Below are 14,466 nucleotides of genomic sequence, written 5' to 3' on the forward strand. Positions count from 1 at the left end.
ATAGATCAGCGTTCCTTGACATAAGGCACGCCGCCGGCGCGCGGCGGGATTGCCTTGCCGATGAAGCCGGCAAGCAGGATGACGGTCAGCACATAGGGCAGCGCCTGCATGAATTGCACCGGCACCTTGCCGATCAGCGGCAGCGGCGTGCCTTGCAGGCGGATCGACGCGGCGTCGAGGAAGCCGAACAGCAGGCAGGCGAACATGGCGTTGACCGGTTTCCATTTGGCGAAGATCAGCGCGGCCAGCGCAATATAGCCCTTGCCGGCGGTCATGTCCTTCACGAAGCCGCCATTCTGCACCATCGACAGATAGGCGCCGGCAATGCCGGTGAGCACGCCGGTGCAGATCAGCGCCCGGTAGCGCAGCCAGGCGACTGATATGCCGGCGGTGTCGACCGCGGCCGGGTTCTCGCCGACGGCGCGCAGGCGCAAGCCGAAGCGGGTGCGAAACAGCACCCACCAGGTGAACGGCACGGCCAGGAAGGCGAGATAGACCAGCACGGAGTGGCCGGAGAAGAGTTCCGAATAGATCGGCCCGAGGATCGGCACGCTCCTGAGGGCCTCTGCGCCCGGCCAGATGATTGCCTCGAAGCGCTCGCCGGCAGCCAGCGCCGGCGTGCGTCCGCCTTGCTGGAACCAGGCCTGGCCGAGCATGATCGTCGATCCGGCGGCAATGAAATTGATCGCGACGCCGGAGACGATCTGGTTGCCGCGATGGGTGATCGAGGCAAAGCCGTGGATCAGCGCGAAGGCGACCGAGATGAGGATGGCCATGCCGAGGCCGAGATAGGCCGAGTGGAAGACCGAGGCGGCGGCCGCACCGGCGAAGGCTCCGACAAGCATCTTGCCCTCGAGCCCGATGTCGAAGACGCCGGCCCGCTCCGAATAGAGGCCGGCGAGGCAGGCGAGCAGCAAGGGGACCGAAAGGCGGATGGTCGAGTCCAGGACCTGCACGATAGCGTTGAAGAAATCCATCTCAGGCGCCCTTCCCCTTGACCGCTTCCATGCCGACTGATCTCGGGCTGAGCGAGGCGAACAGCGCCTGGACATAGGGCCGGAACATATGCTCGAGCGCGCCGGCGAACAGGATCACGAGGCCCTGGATGATGACGATCATGTCGCGGCTGATCGCCGGCATCTCGAAGGCGAGCTCGGCGCCGCCCTGGTAGAGCATGCCGAACAGGACCGCCGCCAGCACGATGCCGACCGGGTGCAGGCGTCCCATCAGTGCCACCGCGATGCCGACGAAACCGGCGCCCGAAACGAATTCGAGCGCGACATTGTGCTGGTCGCCCATCGTCGGGTTGAGCGCCATCATGCCGGCCAGCGCGCCCGAGATCATCATCGCAATGATGATGATGCGGATCTCCGAAATGCCGGCATAACGCGCCGCTTTCGGGCTGTGGCCATAGGTGCGCATCTCGTAGCCGAGCTTCGTGCGCCAGATCAGCACCCACACCAGAAAGGCCATGGCTAGCGCCAGCAGGGAACTGACGTTGAATGGCGCCGAACGGATTTTGGCGCCGAACAATTCGATGACCCAGTTGAGCTTCGGCAATTGCGCGCCTTCGAGGAAGGTGCGCGTCTGCGGCGCCATCGAGCCGGGCGGCTTCAGCATCCCCACCAGCGCATAGACCATGACGCTGGCGGCGATGAAATTGAACATGATTGTGGTGATGACGATGTGCGAGCCGCGCTTGGCCTGCAGATAGGCCGGGATCAGCGCCCACAGCGCGCCCATCGCCGCGGCGGCGATAATGGCGATCGGGAAGGTCAGCCACCAGGGCAGCACGCTGTCGAAGGCCAGGCAAACAATGCCGATGCCGAGACCGGCGATATAGCCCTGGCCCTCGCCACCGATGTTGAACAGGCCGCAATGCGCCGCAACCGCCACCGAAAGCCCACTGAAGATGAAGGTGGTGGCATAGAAAAGCGTGAACGCGATGCCTTGGCCGCGGCCGAAGGCACCCTCGACCAGGATGACGGCTGCACGCAGCGGGTTCTCGCCGACCAATATGACGACGAAGCCGGCGACGACGAATGCGACGAACAGATTGATCAGCGGGATCAGCACGTAATCGGCCCAGGCCGGCAGCTTGGCATAGGGGGTGCTCACTCGGCGGCCTCCCGGTGCTCGACGCCGGCCATCAGCAGGCCGAGCTCGCCCTCGGTCGCGTCGGGGCCGCGTTCGCCGACGACGCGGCCGGCAAACATCACCAGGATGCGGTCGGACAGCGAGCGGATCTCGTCGAGCTCGACCGAAACCACCAGCACCGCCTTGCCCTGGTCGCGCATGGCTATGAGGCGCTTGTGGATGAATTCGATGGCGCCGACATCGACGCCGCGTGTCGGCTGGCCGACGATCAACACGCCGGGATCTTGTTCCATTTCCCGCGCCAGCACGATCTTCTGCTGGTTGCCGCCGGAGAAATTGGCGGTCTTGAGGCGGCAGTCCGCCGGGCGGATGTCATATTTGACGATCTTGTCCCTGGCATCGTTACGGATGGCATCGATGTCGAGGAACGGCCCCTTCAGATAGCGCGCGTCGTCCTGGTAGCCGAGGATCGAATTCTCGTTTTCCTCGAAGGCCAGCACGAGCCCGACATGATGGCGGTCCTCCGGCACATGGGCGAGGCCGCGCTCGCGCAGCTCGCCAGGGTCGGCGGCGCCGGTGAGGTCGATCGGCTTGCCGTCGAGCATGACCGAGCCCGAAACGGCATGCCTGATGCCGGAAATCGCCTCGAGCAATTCGGACTGCCCGTTGCCGGCGACGCCGGCAATGCCGACGATCTCGCCGGCATGGACGTCGAAGGAGACGTCGTCGACCATGGTGACGCCGCGGGAATCCTTGACCGTCAGGTTCTTGACCGCGAGCTTGACGCCGCCGGCCTTCGCCTCGCCCTTTTCGACGCGCAGCAGCACGCGCCGGCCGACCATCAGCTCGGCCAGCTCCTCGACCGTGGTCTTCCTGGTTTCGCGTGTCGCCACCATGGTGCCCTGGCGCATCACCGAGACCGTGTCGGTGATCGCCATGATCTCGCGCAGCTTGTGGGTGATCAGCACGATCGTCTTGCCCTGCTCCTTCAGCTGCCTGAGGATGCGGAACAGATGGTCGGCCTCGGCCGGCGTCAGCACGCCTGTCGGCTCGTCGAGGATCAGGATCTCGGCGCCGCGATAGAGCGCCTTGAGGATTTCGACGCGTTGCTGCAGGCCGACCGGCAACTCCTCGATGATGGCGTCGGGATCGACTTCGAGCCCGTATTCGCGCTCGAGCCGCTCCAGCTCGGAACGCGCCTTGGCAATGCTCTTCTTCAGCAGCGCATCGCTTTCGGCGCCGAGAATGACGTTTTCCAGCACCGAGAAATTGTCGACCAGCATGAAATGCTGATGCACCATGCCGATGCCGAGCGCGATCGCATCGTTCGGCGTCTTGATCGATGCCGAATGGCCGCCGACACGGATCTCGCCGGAATCGGCCTGGTAGAAACCATAGAGGATCGACATCAGCGTCGACTTGCCGGCGCCGTTTTCGCCGACGATGCCATGGATAGTGCCGCGCATAATCTCCAGATTGATGTCGCGGTTGGCGCGCACGGCGCCAAAGCTCTTGTCGATGCCGATCAGCTCGATTGCGGCTTGCGCCATGCAGCCTGTTCCCACTGTTGTTTTTTTACCGCTTGGTCAAACGCCTAGCATGAGGCCCGGTCTGTGCCAATTGGGTCCCTACCAATTGGCCGGAGCAGGGTTCACTCTCGACAAATCCCGCCATGCTTGTCAATTTCCAACGTGGCCGCACCCTGCACAATCGCCTGATCGAGGATTTCAAATGACCATGCCCGAGGACCGGCTGACGACGCTGGAAATCCGCGCCGCCGAGCAGGAGAAGATCATCGAGGAACTGTCCGGCCAGATCGCCGAGCAGTGGAAGGTGATCGAGCGCATGCAGCGCAAGCTGGACGCGCTGGCCGAGCGCTTCCTGGCGCTGGAGGAACAGGCCGCGCCCGACGTGCCGGTGACCAAGCCGCCGCACTGGTGAGGCGAGCAACGGTTATAGGCTGGGCCTTCGCGACATCAGCAACATGGGTGCGCAATCTTGTTCGAACGTTTCGACCGTCATCCAGCCGAGCGCCGCATAGAAATCGCGCGCCTGCCAGGTATAAAGATAGAATTCGACAACGCCGGCCGATGCTGCGCGCGCTTCGGTCGCCCTAACCAGTGCCGTGCCGATCCCTTGGTGCTGGTGCTTCGGAGCGACAGCCAGCCCGGCTAGCCATGGCGTCAGTTCATGCGCCAGCTCCAGTTCACGGCGGACCAGCAAACACGTACCGACTGGGACATCACCGATCCGGGCAACCAGGGAAGTCTCGAATCCGTCACCAGCCAGCAGCTTGCGAAGGCCGGCGATGTCATCTTCGAGCGTCCTTGCGGTGCCATCAAAAAAGGCGGCAAGGCGCAATTGCGCGACTGCCTCAACATCGCGCTCGCGCATCGGTTCGACTGTCGGCTGCATCTGCGTCCCCGGGGGGGTTGATGGTTCACCGGCGTTTGCCAAAACAAAACCGCCGGGACCACGCCCGGCGGTTCGCAATCAGTGCCGGCGGATCAATACGGGCAGGCATTGTCCGACATGTAGTCGTGCACCTTGATGGTGCCGGCGATGATGTCGGCCTTGGCTTTTTCGACCGCCGCTTTCATCGCATCGTCGACAAGCGCCTTGTTGTTGTCGTCCATGGCGTAGTCGACGCCGCCTTCCTTGAGGCCGAGATCGTTGACGCCCGCCGTGAACTTGTCGTTCTTGGCATCCATGAAGGTGTTGTAGACGGCAACGTCGACGCGCTTGACCATCGAGGTCAGCACCTTGCCGGGCTGCAGGCCGTTCTGGTTGGAATCAACGCCGATGCCGAGCTTGCCGGCGTCGGCCGCTGCCTGCAGCACACCGACACCGGTGCCGCCCGCCGCTGCGTAGATTACGTCGGCGCCCTGGTCGATTTGCGTCTTGGCGATCTCGCCGCCCTTGGCCGGATCGTTCCAGGCTGCCGGCGTATCGCCGGTCATGTTCTGGATGACGTCGGTGGCCCCGGCCGCCTTGGCGCCGCCGACATAGCCGCAGCCGAACCTGCGGATCAGCGGAATATCCATGCCGCCGACGAAGCCGACCTTCTTGGTCTTGGAAGCCATCGCCGCCATCACGCCGACGAGGTAGGAGCCTTCCTGCTCCTTATAGACCAGGGAGCGGACATTGGGCTTGTCGACGACCATGTCGATGATGGCGAATTTGGTGTCGGGGAACTCGGTTGCGATCTTGTCAAGCGCGTCAGCCCACGAGAAGCCCGCCATGACGATCGGGTTGCGGCCGTCCTCGGCGAAACGGCGCAGCGCCTGCTCGCGCTGGGTGGCGTTGCTGACCTCGAATTCCACATAGGGGATGCCGGTCTCGGTCTTGAACTTTTCAGCGCCGTGGAAGGATGCCTCGTTGAACGACTTGTCAAACTTGCCGCCGAGATCATAGAGGATCGCGGGTTGAATGTCCGCGGCGAAGGCCGGAAGAACCATTGCAGCTGCGGCCATGAGGCCGAGAACGATACGTTTCATGTGATCCACACCCCTGTCGGTTATTTGTCCATTATGCACCGCATGCCGGCCCGGTTCTCCGGCAGGCATACGGTGTCGGGCAGGAGTGTCTTCCTCCCGCTTCGGGTCAATCTGGCACGGCCCGAAACAAAATTCACGTGGAATTTTGACCCTTTGGAAAAGCATGGCGCCGCATCGCGGCGCCACAGCATATTCCTTGCGTCAGGGGCATAAAATCAGGCGGAGACGGCGGCCGGAATGGCGCAGGTGACGCCGGTTCCCTGCAGGCCGCAATAGCCGTAAGGGTTCTTCGCCAGATATTGCTGGTGGTCTTCCTCGGCGAAGTAGAATTCCGGCGCCGGCGCGATCTCGGTGGTGATCTTGCCGCGTCCGGCACCGCGCAGCGAAGCCTCGTAGGCATCGCGCGAGGCGAGCGCCGCCTGGTACTGCGCGTCGTTGAACGTATAGATCGCCGAACGGTAGGTGGTGCCGACATCATTGCCCTGGCGCATGCCTTGCGTCGGGTCGTGGCTTTCCCAGAACAGCTTCAAGAGCTCGGCATAGGACACGATCTTGGGATCGTAGACGACGAGCACGACTTCGGCATGGCCTGTCAGGCCCGTGCAGGTTTCCTGATAGGTCGGGTTGGGCGTGACGCCGCCGGCATAGCCGGCCGCCGTGACCCATACGCCCTCGACTTGCCAGAACAGGCGCTCGGCGCCCCAGAAGCAGCCCAGCCCGAACATCGCCATTTCCATCCCTTCGGGATAAGGACCCTTGAGCGGCCTGTTCGAGACAAAGTGCTTCGATGCCGTCGGGATCGGCCGGTCGCGGCCGGGCAACGCCTCGGAGGGTTTCGGCAGGTTGAGCTTCTTGTTCAGCATGTCGCTGAGAAACATGTGTGGCTTCCTTTTCTTCTTGGTTGAGCCTTCCTGGTACGGGATCACCGGGTCAGGCTGGAAATGTCAGGTTGCGGCGAACCGCCCGCTGGGGCGCTGCCGCCTGTAACCGATGGCATAAAGAATGAACGCTAGCACCGCGAACACGGCAAAGCCGGGCTGGCTGAGCACCCAGGCGATGGCACCGTCCCACAGCAGCGGGTTGACCTTGTCGCGGACGAAGCTTTCGAAGGCGCTGCGCGTATCCGGCGAAACCGCGAGCCAGCTGGTGTTGAGCGGAGTCATCACCAGCGCCGAAGCCGCCACCGAGCGGGTCGCATCGAGCACGGCCATGATGACCGAAACCGAAAGCGCGATCATTGCGGCAAGACGGAAGATAAAGCGGAACATCCGGACCCTTCCTCCCCAGGAGTTTATCAGAATGTCGTGTGGACTGTTAAATAGGATCTGCGTGCTTTATCCGCAATCGCGACACGCGAAGTTGAACCTGCGGCAGCCGGGTTCGCCGGGACCGGTGGCGCGCCGGGGACGGCAAGCACACCTCCGCCGCTCCTTTCGATAGGCTCCCAACGGGTGCCCCAGCGGCATGGGCTGAGCATCCGTATCCGGCAAAGCGAATAGACTGTCGTTATGTCTTGGCATTCGGCACCGGATCGACTAGATGAGCCCCGCGCCTGTTGCTTTGACGGCTCAGGTGCGGGGAAAGGGTATCCGCTGGTTGACGGCGCCCACGGCCGGAATTCCGGCACCGGAATCCCAAAGGAGATGCATCTCCCCAACCCGCGCGGCGAAACCGGCCGCGTCGAAAATGCTAAAGAGACGGAGAGGTGGCCGAGTGGTTGAAGGCGCACGCCTGGAAAGTGTGTTTACGGGAAACCGTAACGCGGGTTCGAATCCCGCTCTCTCCGCCATATTTCAAACCCCTATATCTGCACTCATCTTCTTGAAATGGTTATCTTTATGGCCTCTTTGGCCCTAAGGCTCCGGTAACAAATTCGCGATTTTGCTCTGGTTTTTGCTCTGGAATTTGCTATGGTTCTCTGGCGGACGGCTAGGCGTCGGCATGTTTGGAGTCGGCACGATGGCGAAGCAGATAAAACTCAGGACGCGCGGCAAGAGCGGCATCCTCTACATGGTGCGCGATGTCCCGGTTCGCTATCACGGCGTCGAGCCGCGCAAAGAAGTCTGGATTTCTCTCGGCACCGACTCGAAGAGCCTCGCGGAACAAAAGGCCGAACAGGTCTGGGCTAGGACCATTGCAGGTTGGGAGGCCAAAAAGGCCGGCGATACCGCCGAAGCCGAGAAGGCTTTCGCCGCTGCGCAGGACCTTGCAAAGGCGCGCGGCTATCGCTGGTTGATGGCTGGCGAAGTCGCCAAGCTCCCGCGAGAGGAACTGTTACAGCGCGTAGAGGCCGTCTCGGTTCGCAAGAGTGAACCGGACAAGCTGGAGGCTGCGGCACTGCTCGGTGGCGCTAAGGACCCTCCAATAACGGTCACGCGGGCTCTGGCACTCTATTGGGAGCTTGCCGCTGAGAACACACGCGGGATGAGCGAAGATCAGATTCGCCGATGGAAGAATCCACGGATCAAGGCGATCGGCAATTTCGTCGCCGTGGTCGGCGACAAGGTGCTTGCTGATATCACCCGCGACCACATGCTGGATTTTCGCGATTGGTGGTCCAAGAGGCTTGTCAGCGAAGAGCTTACGCCTAACAGCGCCAACAAGGACATCGGCTATGTCGAGAGCACTCTTCGGCTGGTCGAGGAAAAGAAGCGCCTTGGTCTGGCGCTCCCCTTCGGCAAGCTGACTTTCAAGGAGGACGACGACAAGACGCGCCCGCCGTTCTCGGTAAAGTGGATAAAGGAAAAGCTCCTTGCATCGGGCGCTCTCGACGGCCTCAACAAGGAGGCACGTGCCGTCCTCCATGCCATGGTGAACACCGGCGCGCGGCCGTCAGAAATCGTCGGCCTTCTTCCACACCATATCCGCCTCGATCACAACGTCCCGCATATCGAGATTAAGGCCGAAGGGAAGAAGACGAAAAACAAACAGTCGAAGCGGGTCATCCCGTTGGTCGGCATCAGTCTGGAAGCATTGCGGGCGTTCCCCGAAGGCTTCCCGACCTATCGGTTCAAGGACAAGATCAGCGACACCGTGAATAAGTTTCTTCGGGAAAACGAATTGCTCGAAACCGAGGACCACTCGCTTTATTCGCTACGGCACAGTTTTGAAGACCGCATGCTGCGGGCCAAGATCGACGAACGTATCCGCCGCGATTTGATGGGCCATAGCCTTGGAGGGCGGCAGCGCTATGGCGATGGGGCTTCGTTGAATGAGTCTGCGGAGCTTATATCGGCGATCGCGCTCTAACGCCAAGAGTCGCGCGCGTTTGGGTAGTTATCGGCGGTCTTAAGATTCCATGCAAAATTCCGCAACCAATCCAAATCAAGGGCGCTGTCGGCGACAAGCACAGCGTTGCGTGGTTTTTCAGCACGCTTTTGCAGATCGTAAAGAACAACGGACGCCGCTTTGCGCCTATCTTCGTCGCTGCCAATGTAAAGGTCCGTCTTGCTGTCATTGACAGCGATGTAGGTGACGAGTCCATACACCATAGCTTCAAGCTCATTCACACGCTGTTGAAGCTGCTCTTCGTTGTTAGACATGGATTGCTTTCCTTCTTGCGGCTACTATCGCCCTTGCCCGCGACACGGGATCGGCGGCGCTCAGCTTCGCCTCTTCGGCTGAGATTTCGGATTCCAATCGATCGAAGATCGGCACGTAGACCACGTCTGCGATCACCAATTTTGCAACGATCTCGTACGCTCTGCGGAGTCGGGCTAGTTCCCGCTCGGCTTTGGTGTTCGCGTGCGGCCGCGCCACCGGCAGGAAAGCCAGTGGAAGACGGTAAGACGCTGAAACATGAACACCCATTCGAAACTCCTAGGATGCCCATTAGCGAAGCCGCGTTTTTTCGTCAACGATTGATCGATTGTTAAGGTGAATTTCCTTATTGATTACAAATGCTTAGTACATCGCAGAATGCGAGATTTTGGCGGTTTCAATTGTGGGAATTGGGCTTCGCAGAATGCGAGGCATTGGGAAGAAAAAAGGCCGACTTCGCGATGGGACACGCGAAGCCGGCCAAGTGCGAGGCCGCCTGATAAGAAGCCTCGATCGGTGCGCCCGGCACGACGGCGTGGGACATCGGAATGCCGAGCTACCCGCCCTCGCGAACGAGTTTGGGGTCAGGTCAGCGGGCTCGCGTCAGAAGGGGAAATCGCGAGCCCGCCTGTGCTCCAGCCGGACCCTATTCGCGGCTGGAACAATTCTCTACGCCGTTGGCGCTTTGGCAGGGCGGATGCCTGGGCGTGCTCGCGGTCGTGACGGCTTTGGCGTCTGGATGCGGACGCACATCGACATCGCTTACTTTATCACGTATGGGGCGAGGTGCTGCCGAGCTTGTTCAAGGCTCCACTGGTCGGATAGTGATGCATTGTCCTTCGAACCACGCCGTACCAGTGCAATGTAATCCGCAAGCTCTGACCTACGGCCGGGAAGCAATTGAGCGATCTTTTCGAGGTCGAACGTTGAATGAGGGCCAATGATCACCGGCGCCTGTGGCAACGGCTTGGCGGCTTCGTCCGGAGGCTCTTCCGTGTCGGCTGGTTTGCGCAACCGACCAAAGAAATCAAGCATCTCGCGCTGCTCTTCGGTCAGGTCAGCGATCGAAGGATTGCCGAGATTTTTGAGATATTCGACCTGCGCCGGGCTGTGCTCTTCGGCCGGGGCTGACTCAACTTCTTCGTCGGGAATAGCAGCGGCGTCGGCCCAGGCCATGCGGGTCTGAGGTTCAAGCGTATTGATGTCGCGGCCAAGGCTGATACGCGCCTGCGCGGCGTTCTCGTTGTCATTAATCATGGTCGTGTCTTCCTTCTGAATTTCTTACGGCCGCTTCCAATGCCGCTCTGATCCAATCACCTCTGTCGGCGGCCTCTCGGTCGCAGGCATGGTCAATCCGCCGATTCATGTCTTCTGGGATAGCTATGACTATCCGCTCAAACCCTTCGTCCGCGCGTCTCAAAACAGTTCGTCCTCTGTGGCGGCGGCGCGCGCCTTGGCGGTGAACGCGTAATCCAGATTCTCCCGGATGATTGCGGCTTCGCTGGTGTCGCGGCGATTGGCTTCGTCGCGGACCAGTTTCCGGAGGCGGTTTGGTAGCGAAACAGCTAGCCGGGACTCGTCGGCGCGTTCACCGGGACGGCAGCCATTGTGTAGATAGTTCATCGACCTGCCTCCCGATTGCGTGCTGCGAAATCGGACTCCATATCGCGTTGCACAAGTTCGCGGAGATACGAACTAATAGACCGGCAACCAGATGCAGCCTTTGCATTCAGGTATGCGAGTTGAATCGACTCTAAACTGACGTTGACGCCCATCTTTGCCATGGGTTGACTTCCTAATTGATTGGTAATGGCAGAGACGCCCCGCCCCTGATTGAATCGAAGCTTAAAGAAATATAGCGATTTGTCAAGAATTTCTTGAATCGGCTCAATATTGTCTGAGTCATATACTGACTCACTGCTTTTAAGCTGCACTTAACCCGCGCTCTATTGCGGTCGGCGTCTACGTGGGTCGGCTTGGGGCCTTTGGAGCCGTTTGCGGGCGCAGGAAAGTTTCTGCGGCTCAGTCGTACAGGAAAGTTTCTGCGGCCCCGCTGTACGGCAGGTGTCTACAGGTCAGAGTCAGGGGCAATAATTGAGTACAACGCAGAGGCTGGAACCCTGCTTGTACCAGCTCAAAAAACTTCCCTTGCGCAAGGCCCCGGTGCTGCTTCACACTGCGAAGCAGCAAGCAGCCCCAATCGTTTTTTTAGCGAGAGGTGCGCCCGTGCAAGATCCGAAAAATCATCTGACCATCAAGATCGGTAAGTTATTTGAGGCTTCGGCGGAAGGGGTTTTGGCCTTGCGCGTCTTCGCTCTGAGTCTGATCGTGCTGTTGATATTAGCAGTCGGAGCCGCGTGCTATTTCTGGCAGAGTTTTCCAGCCCTGACGCCTGCGTCGGCGGGCGTAAATCCAGACGCAGAAACGGGGGCGACGAGGCCCCCGCTGAAATCATAGAGCAGTGTCGGCTTTGCTAGTTCATCGGAATGTGTAGATCGATCCTGAACCGTATTCCGATTCCACCGTGACCTTGACGCCGCGACGCACCCAACGCCCGCCAAGATGCTCGATAATGTAGCGGACCAATCGCCCGGTGTACTTCTTCATTTCATCGGTGAACCCAGCGGAGCCCACATGGCGAAGAACGAAGGGCTCGGTGGCAATAACCGGCGGGCGTGAGGGAGCGGCGATGACGGCTCCTATCAACACGGCGACGCCAAGCCGAGAGGTCAGCAACTCGTAGATTCCCTGCCCTATAAGCGAGTCATGGGCGTTGGCATGAGAACCGGCGTCGAAGACGAAGTCGCGAAGATTCGGATCGCGTCCAAGGCTGATCTTGTCGGGACTGTAGTCGATGGGCATAGCGCCTCTCCTTTGCTGAGGTTGCTCGAAGCGAGCGTTTTCCGTCGCGATGATGCGTAAGCGCATCCTGCTAGGGCAAGGCGGCATATACGCTACAAGCCATCCCCCTTCAATGCGTCTTATTTGACGCCTTGGTGCCGGCCGATTTGCTATGGTGGGAAGAGGTTGAGTGCAGACCGGCTTCGACTAAATCCCCTAGCAGACTTTAGGAGACAGAGCCCGGAACAGTAGGTGGCCGCAGGCCAATTTCGAGATATGCCCCCGAAGGGTCCCTCCCGCCTCACGTGCCAAATAGATAGAGTTAATTTCACTGCCGTCGCCGCGCGGTCGCGGGGATAGAGCGCGGGTATCGGGTCCGCTCATAGCAGCCCAATGAAAGGGCCGGAGGTGATCCCCGGCCCTTCGCAATGACATTCCTGTGGTGGGCTATCCGACCTTAAAGAGCAGAAAAAGGATGAAAACCCAGAACGCGAGGGCTGTGGCGTCGATGACCAGGCGGGTCATGTCGTCCTATGCCGCGCGCCGCAGAATACGCGCTACAGTGACATCATTCCAGCGACCGCCGCGCGCCGTGGGAACGTTCATCGTCTGCAATGCCTGTGCGATCTCGGCAAACGTCTTGCCGGCCTCACGCATAGGCTGGACGACGCCGACAAGCTGGGCTGCACGCGCGTCGGCAGTGGCCTTCACCGCATCGTTGCGCGCGACCGTCTGCGGCCGGCAACCGCCCAACCGCACGCCCCGCGCCTTGGCAGCGTCCAGCGCGGCGATGGTGCGGCGGCTGACAAACTCCCGCTCTTGCTCTGCTAACGCCGCGTAAATGTGAAGCTGGAAAGCGTCGGCGTGCGGCATTGAGGCCACGCGAAGTCGAACCTTCTTGTCGTCCATGATCTTGGCAATGAAGCTCACCCGTCTCGACAAACGGTCGAGTTTGGCCACTAGCAATTCACAGTCCGGCGTCTTGCGCACCAGCGCCAGTGCCTTGGCAAGCTCGGGCCGATCGTCATCCGCGCCGCTCTGCACCTCACGAAATTCGGCAATAACTTCCGGGTCGTTCGCATAGGTGGATAGAAACAACTCGATATCGCGTTCTTGGCCCTCAAGACCAAGCCCAGACTCGCCCTGTGACTTCCGGCTGACGCGACGGTAACTTACATACTTAGTCATTGACCGTTACTCATCTCTTTGATGATTAGAGTACCATCAAATCTGCAAAGAGCAACGCTCGTTGTGCCTGTAGATTATTGAAAAAGCTCAACATTTCCAAACTTAATTAATGCGGATTCAAGCGCCAGGCCGCAGAAAAACTAACACCAATGTAGAAGTGTTGGAGCTAGATAGGCAAGACGACGTAGCAAAATGGCCGGGAGTAAGAACCGTGTCGGTGTAAGCGTCCTCGGCCCCGTCCAGCAGTGAGGCGACCCGGTCACTTTCGGTAACTGTATACATACATGTTCGCCTATACAGACGCACTAATACTTGGACAAACCGCTTGTGTGACCTTGTCCGAAATGTCGAGGAACAAAACTTCCTAAAAAGCCGGGTCATCCTGGAAAGTTGCTATCTACTCCCCCTTCATCCCGTACTGAAAAGAATAAGTGAACTTTACGGGCGGATAGCCATAAAGTTCCGCGTATACGCGATCAGCGAAATCCTCGTCCCAAAGGCGACCTATCGCACGTATGCGCGATCCCTTATTTCCCCAAGGGGCAACAGGTTCGGACTCTCCGTTCAAGGCAGCCACGTTCAGCCGCCTCGACCAGCCAGCGTACAAATCAGCCGCCTGTAAAGGGACAACGTCTGTGTCGGATTGAAAGCTGGGCGGGTTGGGAGAAATGAGATGCAAAAGTTCGGCCGGAGCGTTTCGCCTAAATTGCTCCCACGCGGCCAACACGTATTCAATCTTTCCGGGCTGGACGTCAAAAACGAACTCGGTTCGGTCTGTTATTCCGCGCTTGGCCTGGTACTCCAAAAGCCTTCCGATAAGGCTGAACACCATCGGATAATACGGAGTGCGTATTTCCTTTTCCGGGCTCCTTCCGAAATAATGGAAGAATATCTTATGCGGCATGACTGCTGAAATACCAAGTAGCTTATATTCCTCAATTAATCCTACAAGAAGCTTCAATTTCTCATCGCGGGACTCCAGACTCATCCCGCCGAACTCTCCATTGAAAGACATCGCTTCGACAAACTTGAAATATCTGATCCGAGGAGACATGCGAAGTACGCGGTCCCACTCATCTGAAAAGGCTGCCCATTGCTTCGCGGGGGCTACCCATCCCGCCAGTATATAGACCGGCGGCGAGCCAATATCGCTATCGTCGATGAACGCCTTAAGCATGACTAGGACGCGCCATATCGCGTTGGGCTGCGGCAAACCAATTGCCCAAATATGATCGGACGCGATGTCTTGGTTGCGGTTTGAGGATCACGACTCACCCTCAAGGTTGCACGTTACCATCTGGGT

Annotated in this window: 17 protein-coding genes and 1 tRNA gene; 4 read left to right on the forward strand and 14 right to left on the reverse strand. The window is 59.7% G+C overall.

The features are described 5' to 3' along the window. Positions 1 to 5 precede the first annotated feature (5 nt). The 3 genes from NKH41_RS03230 to NKH41_RS03240 are packed head-to-tail and all read right to left on the reverse strand — an operon-like array spanning position 6 to position 3,647. A complete protein-coding gene (locus tag NKH41_RS03230; RefSeq protein WP_352767072.1) occupies positions 6 to 977 on the reverse strand; it encodes an ABC transporter permease in 972 nt (323 codons plus the stop codon). A 1-nt stretch (position 978) separates the two neighbouring features. After that, complete coding sequence (locus tag NKH41_RS03235) at positions 979 to 2,118, reverse strand: ABC transporter permease (protein ID WP_352612977.1); 1,140 nt, start codon at positions 2,116 to 2,118, stop codon at positions 979 to 981. Next, the gene (locus NKH41_RS03240) at positions 2,115 to 3,647 is read right to left on the reverse strand and encodes an ABC transporter ATP-binding protein (RefSeq protein ID WP_352767070.1); all 1,533 of its coding nucleotides are present in this window, start codon (positions 3,645 to 3,647) and stop codon (positions 2,115 to 2,117) included. Before NKH41_RS03240 ends, NKH41_RS03235 begins: the two co-directional genes overlap by 4 nt. A 181-nt stretch (positions 3,648 to 3,828) precedes the next feature. Here NKH41_RS03240 and NKH41_RS03245 point away from each other — a divergent pair, with 181 nt between their 5' ends. Beyond that, complete coding sequence (locus tag NKH41_RS03245) at positions 3,829 to 4,038, forward strand: SlyX family protein (protein ID WP_352469468.1); 210 nt, start codon at positions 3,829 to 3,831, stop codon at positions 4,036 to 4,038. Between the two features lie 12 nt (positions 4,039 to 4,050). Here NKH41_RS03245 and NKH41_RS03250 read toward each other — a convergent pair whose 3' ends face one another. The 4 genes from NKH41_RS03250 to NKH41_RS03265 all read right to left on the reverse strand — a co-directional run bounded on the left by NKH41_RS03250 (position 4,051) and on the right by NKH41_RS03265 (position 6,862). Beyond that, complete coding sequence (locus tag NKH41_RS03250) at positions 4,051 to 4,491, reverse strand: GNAT family N-acetyltransferase (protein WP_352469467.1); 441 nt, start codon at positions 4,489 to 4,491, stop codon at positions 4,051 to 4,053. A 113-nt stretch (positions 4,492 to 4,604) separates the two neighbouring features. After that, positions 4,605 to 5,594, reverse strand: coding sequence for a BMP family lipoprotein (locus NKH41_RS03255; protein WP_352469466.1), 990 nt, complete (start codon positions 5,592 to 5,594; stop codon positions 4,605 to 4,607). A gap of 215 nt (positions 5,595 to 5,809) precedes the next feature. Continuing rightward, entirely contained in the window at positions 5,810 to 6,472 is a 663-nt protein-coding gene (gene msrA, locus NKH41_RS03260; RefSeq protein ID WP_352767068.1) for a peptide-methionine (S)-S-oxide reductase MsrA, read from the reverse strand. A 66-nt stretch (positions 6,473 to 6,538) separates the two neighbouring features. Beyond that, positions 6,539 to 6,862: a hypothetical protein gene (locus NKH41_RS03265; RefSeq protein WP_352469464.1), complete on the reverse strand. Its 324-nt coding sequence runs from the start codon at positions 6,860 to 6,862 to the stop codon at positions 6,539 to 6,541. Between the two features lie 431 nt (positions 6,863 to 7,293). On the opposite strand from NKH41_RS03265, the gene NKH41_RS03270 reads away from it, so the two are divergent. Both NKH41_RS03270 and NKH41_RS03275 read left to right on the forward strand, forming a co-directional pair. Further along, positions 7,294 to 7,383, forward strand: a tRNA-Ser gene (locus NKH41_RS03270). A 170-nt stretch (positions 7,384 to 7,553) separates the two neighbouring features. Beyond that, positions 7,554 to 8,843 carry a tyrosine-type recombinase/integrase gene (locus tag NKH41_RS03275; protein ID WP_352777105.1) on the forward strand — a complete coding sequence of 430 codons (1,290 nt, stop codon included), beginning with the start codon at positions 7,554 to 7,556 and terminating at the stop codon, positions 8,841 to 8,843. On the opposite strand, the gene NKH41_RS03280 is transcribed toward NKH41_RS03275, so the two are convergent. The 4 genes from NKH41_RS03280 to NKH41_RS03295 form a co-directional block, all read right to left on the reverse strand. Then, a complete protein-coding gene (locus tag NKH41_RS03280) occupies positions 8,840 to 9,136 on the reverse strand; it encodes a hypothetical protein (protein WP_352777108.1) in 297 nt (98 codons plus the stop codon). The two genes, NKH41_RS03275 and NKH41_RS03280, sit on opposite strands and share 4 nt — an antisense overlap. After that, positions 9,129 to 9,404, reverse strand: coding sequence for a hypothetical protein (locus tag NKH41_RS03285; protein WP_352932067.1), 276 nt, complete (start codon positions 9,402 to 9,404; stop codon positions 9,129 to 9,131). Before NKH41_RS03285 ends, NKH41_RS03280 begins: the two co-directional genes overlap by 8 nt. Positions 9,405 to 9,896: 492 nt before the next feature. Then, positions 9,897 to 10,391, reverse strand: coding sequence for a hypothetical protein (locus NKH41_RS03290; RefSeq protein ID WP_352777110.1), 495 nt, complete (start codon positions 10,389 to 10,391; stop codon positions 9,897 to 9,899). Between the two features lie 159 nt (positions 10,392 to 10,550). Then, positions 10,551 to 10,757 carry a hypothetical protein gene (locus NKH41_RS03295; RefSeq protein ID WP_352777112.1) on the reverse strand — a complete coding sequence of 69 codons (207 nt, stop codon included), beginning with the start codon at positions 10,755 to 10,757 and terminating at the stop codon, positions 10,551 to 10,553. A 501-nt stretch (positions 10,758 to 11,258) separates the two neighbouring features. On the opposite strand from NKH41_RS03295, the gene NKH41_RS03300 reads away from it, so the two are divergent. Beyond that, positions 11,259 to 11,591, forward strand: a complete 333-nt coding sequence (locus tag NKH41_RS03300; protein WP_352777115.1) for a hypothetical protein — start codon at positions 11,259 to 11,261, stop codon at positions 11,589 to 11,591. A gap of 21 nt (positions 11,592 to 11,612) precedes the next feature. Here NKH41_RS03300 and NKH41_RS03305 read toward each other — a convergent pair whose 3' ends face one another. From NKH41_RS03305 to NKH41_RS03315, 3 genes are all read right to left on the reverse strand, one after another. Next, on the reverse strand, positions 11,613 to 11,996 hold the full coding sequence (locus NKH41_RS03305; RefSeq protein ID WP_352777117.1) for a hypothetical protein: 384 nt from the start codon (positions 11,994 to 11,996) through the stop codon (positions 11,613 to 11,615). A 510-nt stretch (positions 11,997 to 12,506) separates the two neighbouring features. Then, entirely contained in the window at positions 12,507 to 13,163 is a 657-nt protein-coding gene (locus NKH41_RS03310) for a recombinase family protein (protein ID WP_352777120.1), read from the reverse strand. Between the two features lie 397 nt (positions 13,164 to 13,560). Then, positions 13,561 to 14,340: a DUF3800 domain-containing protein gene (locus NKH41_RS03315; protein ID WP_352777122.1), complete on the reverse strand. Its 780-nt coding sequence runs from the start codon at positions 14,338 to 14,340 to the stop codon at positions 13,561 to 13,563. Positions 14,341 to 14,466: the final 126 nt, after the last annotated feature.

This window comes from Mesorhizobium sp. M1169 (assembly GCF_040318345.1).
In the GTDB taxonomy this organism is placed as follows: Bacteria; Pseudomonadota; Alphaproteobacteria; order Rhizobiales; family Rhizobiaceae; genus Mesorhizobium.

Coding starts and splice junctions, on each gene's coding strand:
- NKH41_RS03230 (WP_352767072.1), bottom strand. CDS start 977: ATGGATTTCTTCAACGCTATCGTGCAGGTCCTGGACTCGACCATCCGC.
- NKH41_RS03240 (WP_352767070.1), bottom strand. CDS start 3,647: ATGGCGCAAGCCGCAATCGAGCTGATCGGCATCGACAAGAGCTTTGGC.
- NKH41_RS03245 (WP_352469468.1), top strand. CDS start 3,829: ATGACCATGCCCGAGGACCGGCTGACGACGCTGGAAATCCGCGCCGCC.
- NKH41_RS03250 (WP_352469467.1), bottom strand. CDS start 4,491: ATGCGCGAGCGCGATGTTGAGGCAGTCGCGCAATTGCGCCTTGCCGCC.
- NKH41_RS03255 (WP_352469466.1), bottom strand. CDS start 5,594: ATGAAACGTATCGTTCTCGGCCTCATGGCCGCAGCTGCAATGGTTCTT.
- msrA (WP_352767068.1), bottom strand. CDS start 6,472: ATGTTTCTCAGCGACATGCTGAACAAGAAGCTCAACCTGCCGAAACCC.
- NKH41_RS03265 (WP_352469464.1), bottom strand. CDS start 6,862: ATGTTCCGCTTTATCTTCCGTCTTGCCGCAATGATCGCGCTTTCGGTT.
- NKH41_RS03275 (WP_352777105.1), top strand. CDS start 7,554: ATGGCGAAGCAGATAAAACTCAGGACGCGCGGCAAGAGCGGCATCCTC.
- NKH41_RS03280 (WP_352777108.1), bottom strand. CDS start 9,136: ATGTCTAACAACGAAGAGCAGCTTCAACAGCGTGTGAATGAGCTTGAA.
- NKH41_RS03285 (WP_352932067.1), bottom strand. CDS start 9,404: ATGGGTGTTCATGTTTCAGCGTCTTACCGTCTTCCACTGGCTTTCCTG.
- NKH41_RS03290 (WP_352777110.1), bottom strand. CDS start 10,391: ATGATTAATGACAACGAGAACGCCGCGCAGGCGCGTATCAGCCTTGGC.
- NKH41_RS03295 (WP_352777112.1), bottom strand. CDS start 10,757: ATGAACTATCTACACAATGGCTGCCGTCCCGGTGAACGCGCCGACGAG.
- NKH41_RS03305 (WP_352777117.1), bottom strand. CDS start 11,996: ATGCCCATCGACTACAGTCCCGACAAGATCAGCCTTGGACGCGATCCG.
- NKH41_RS03310 (WP_352777120.1), bottom strand. CDS start 13,163: ATGACTAAGTATGTAAGTTACCGTCGCGTCAGCCGGAAGTCACAGGGC.
- NKH41_RS03315 (WP_352777122.1), bottom strand. CDS start 14,340: ATGCTTAAGGCGTTCATCGACGATAGCGATATTGGCTCGCCGCCGGTC.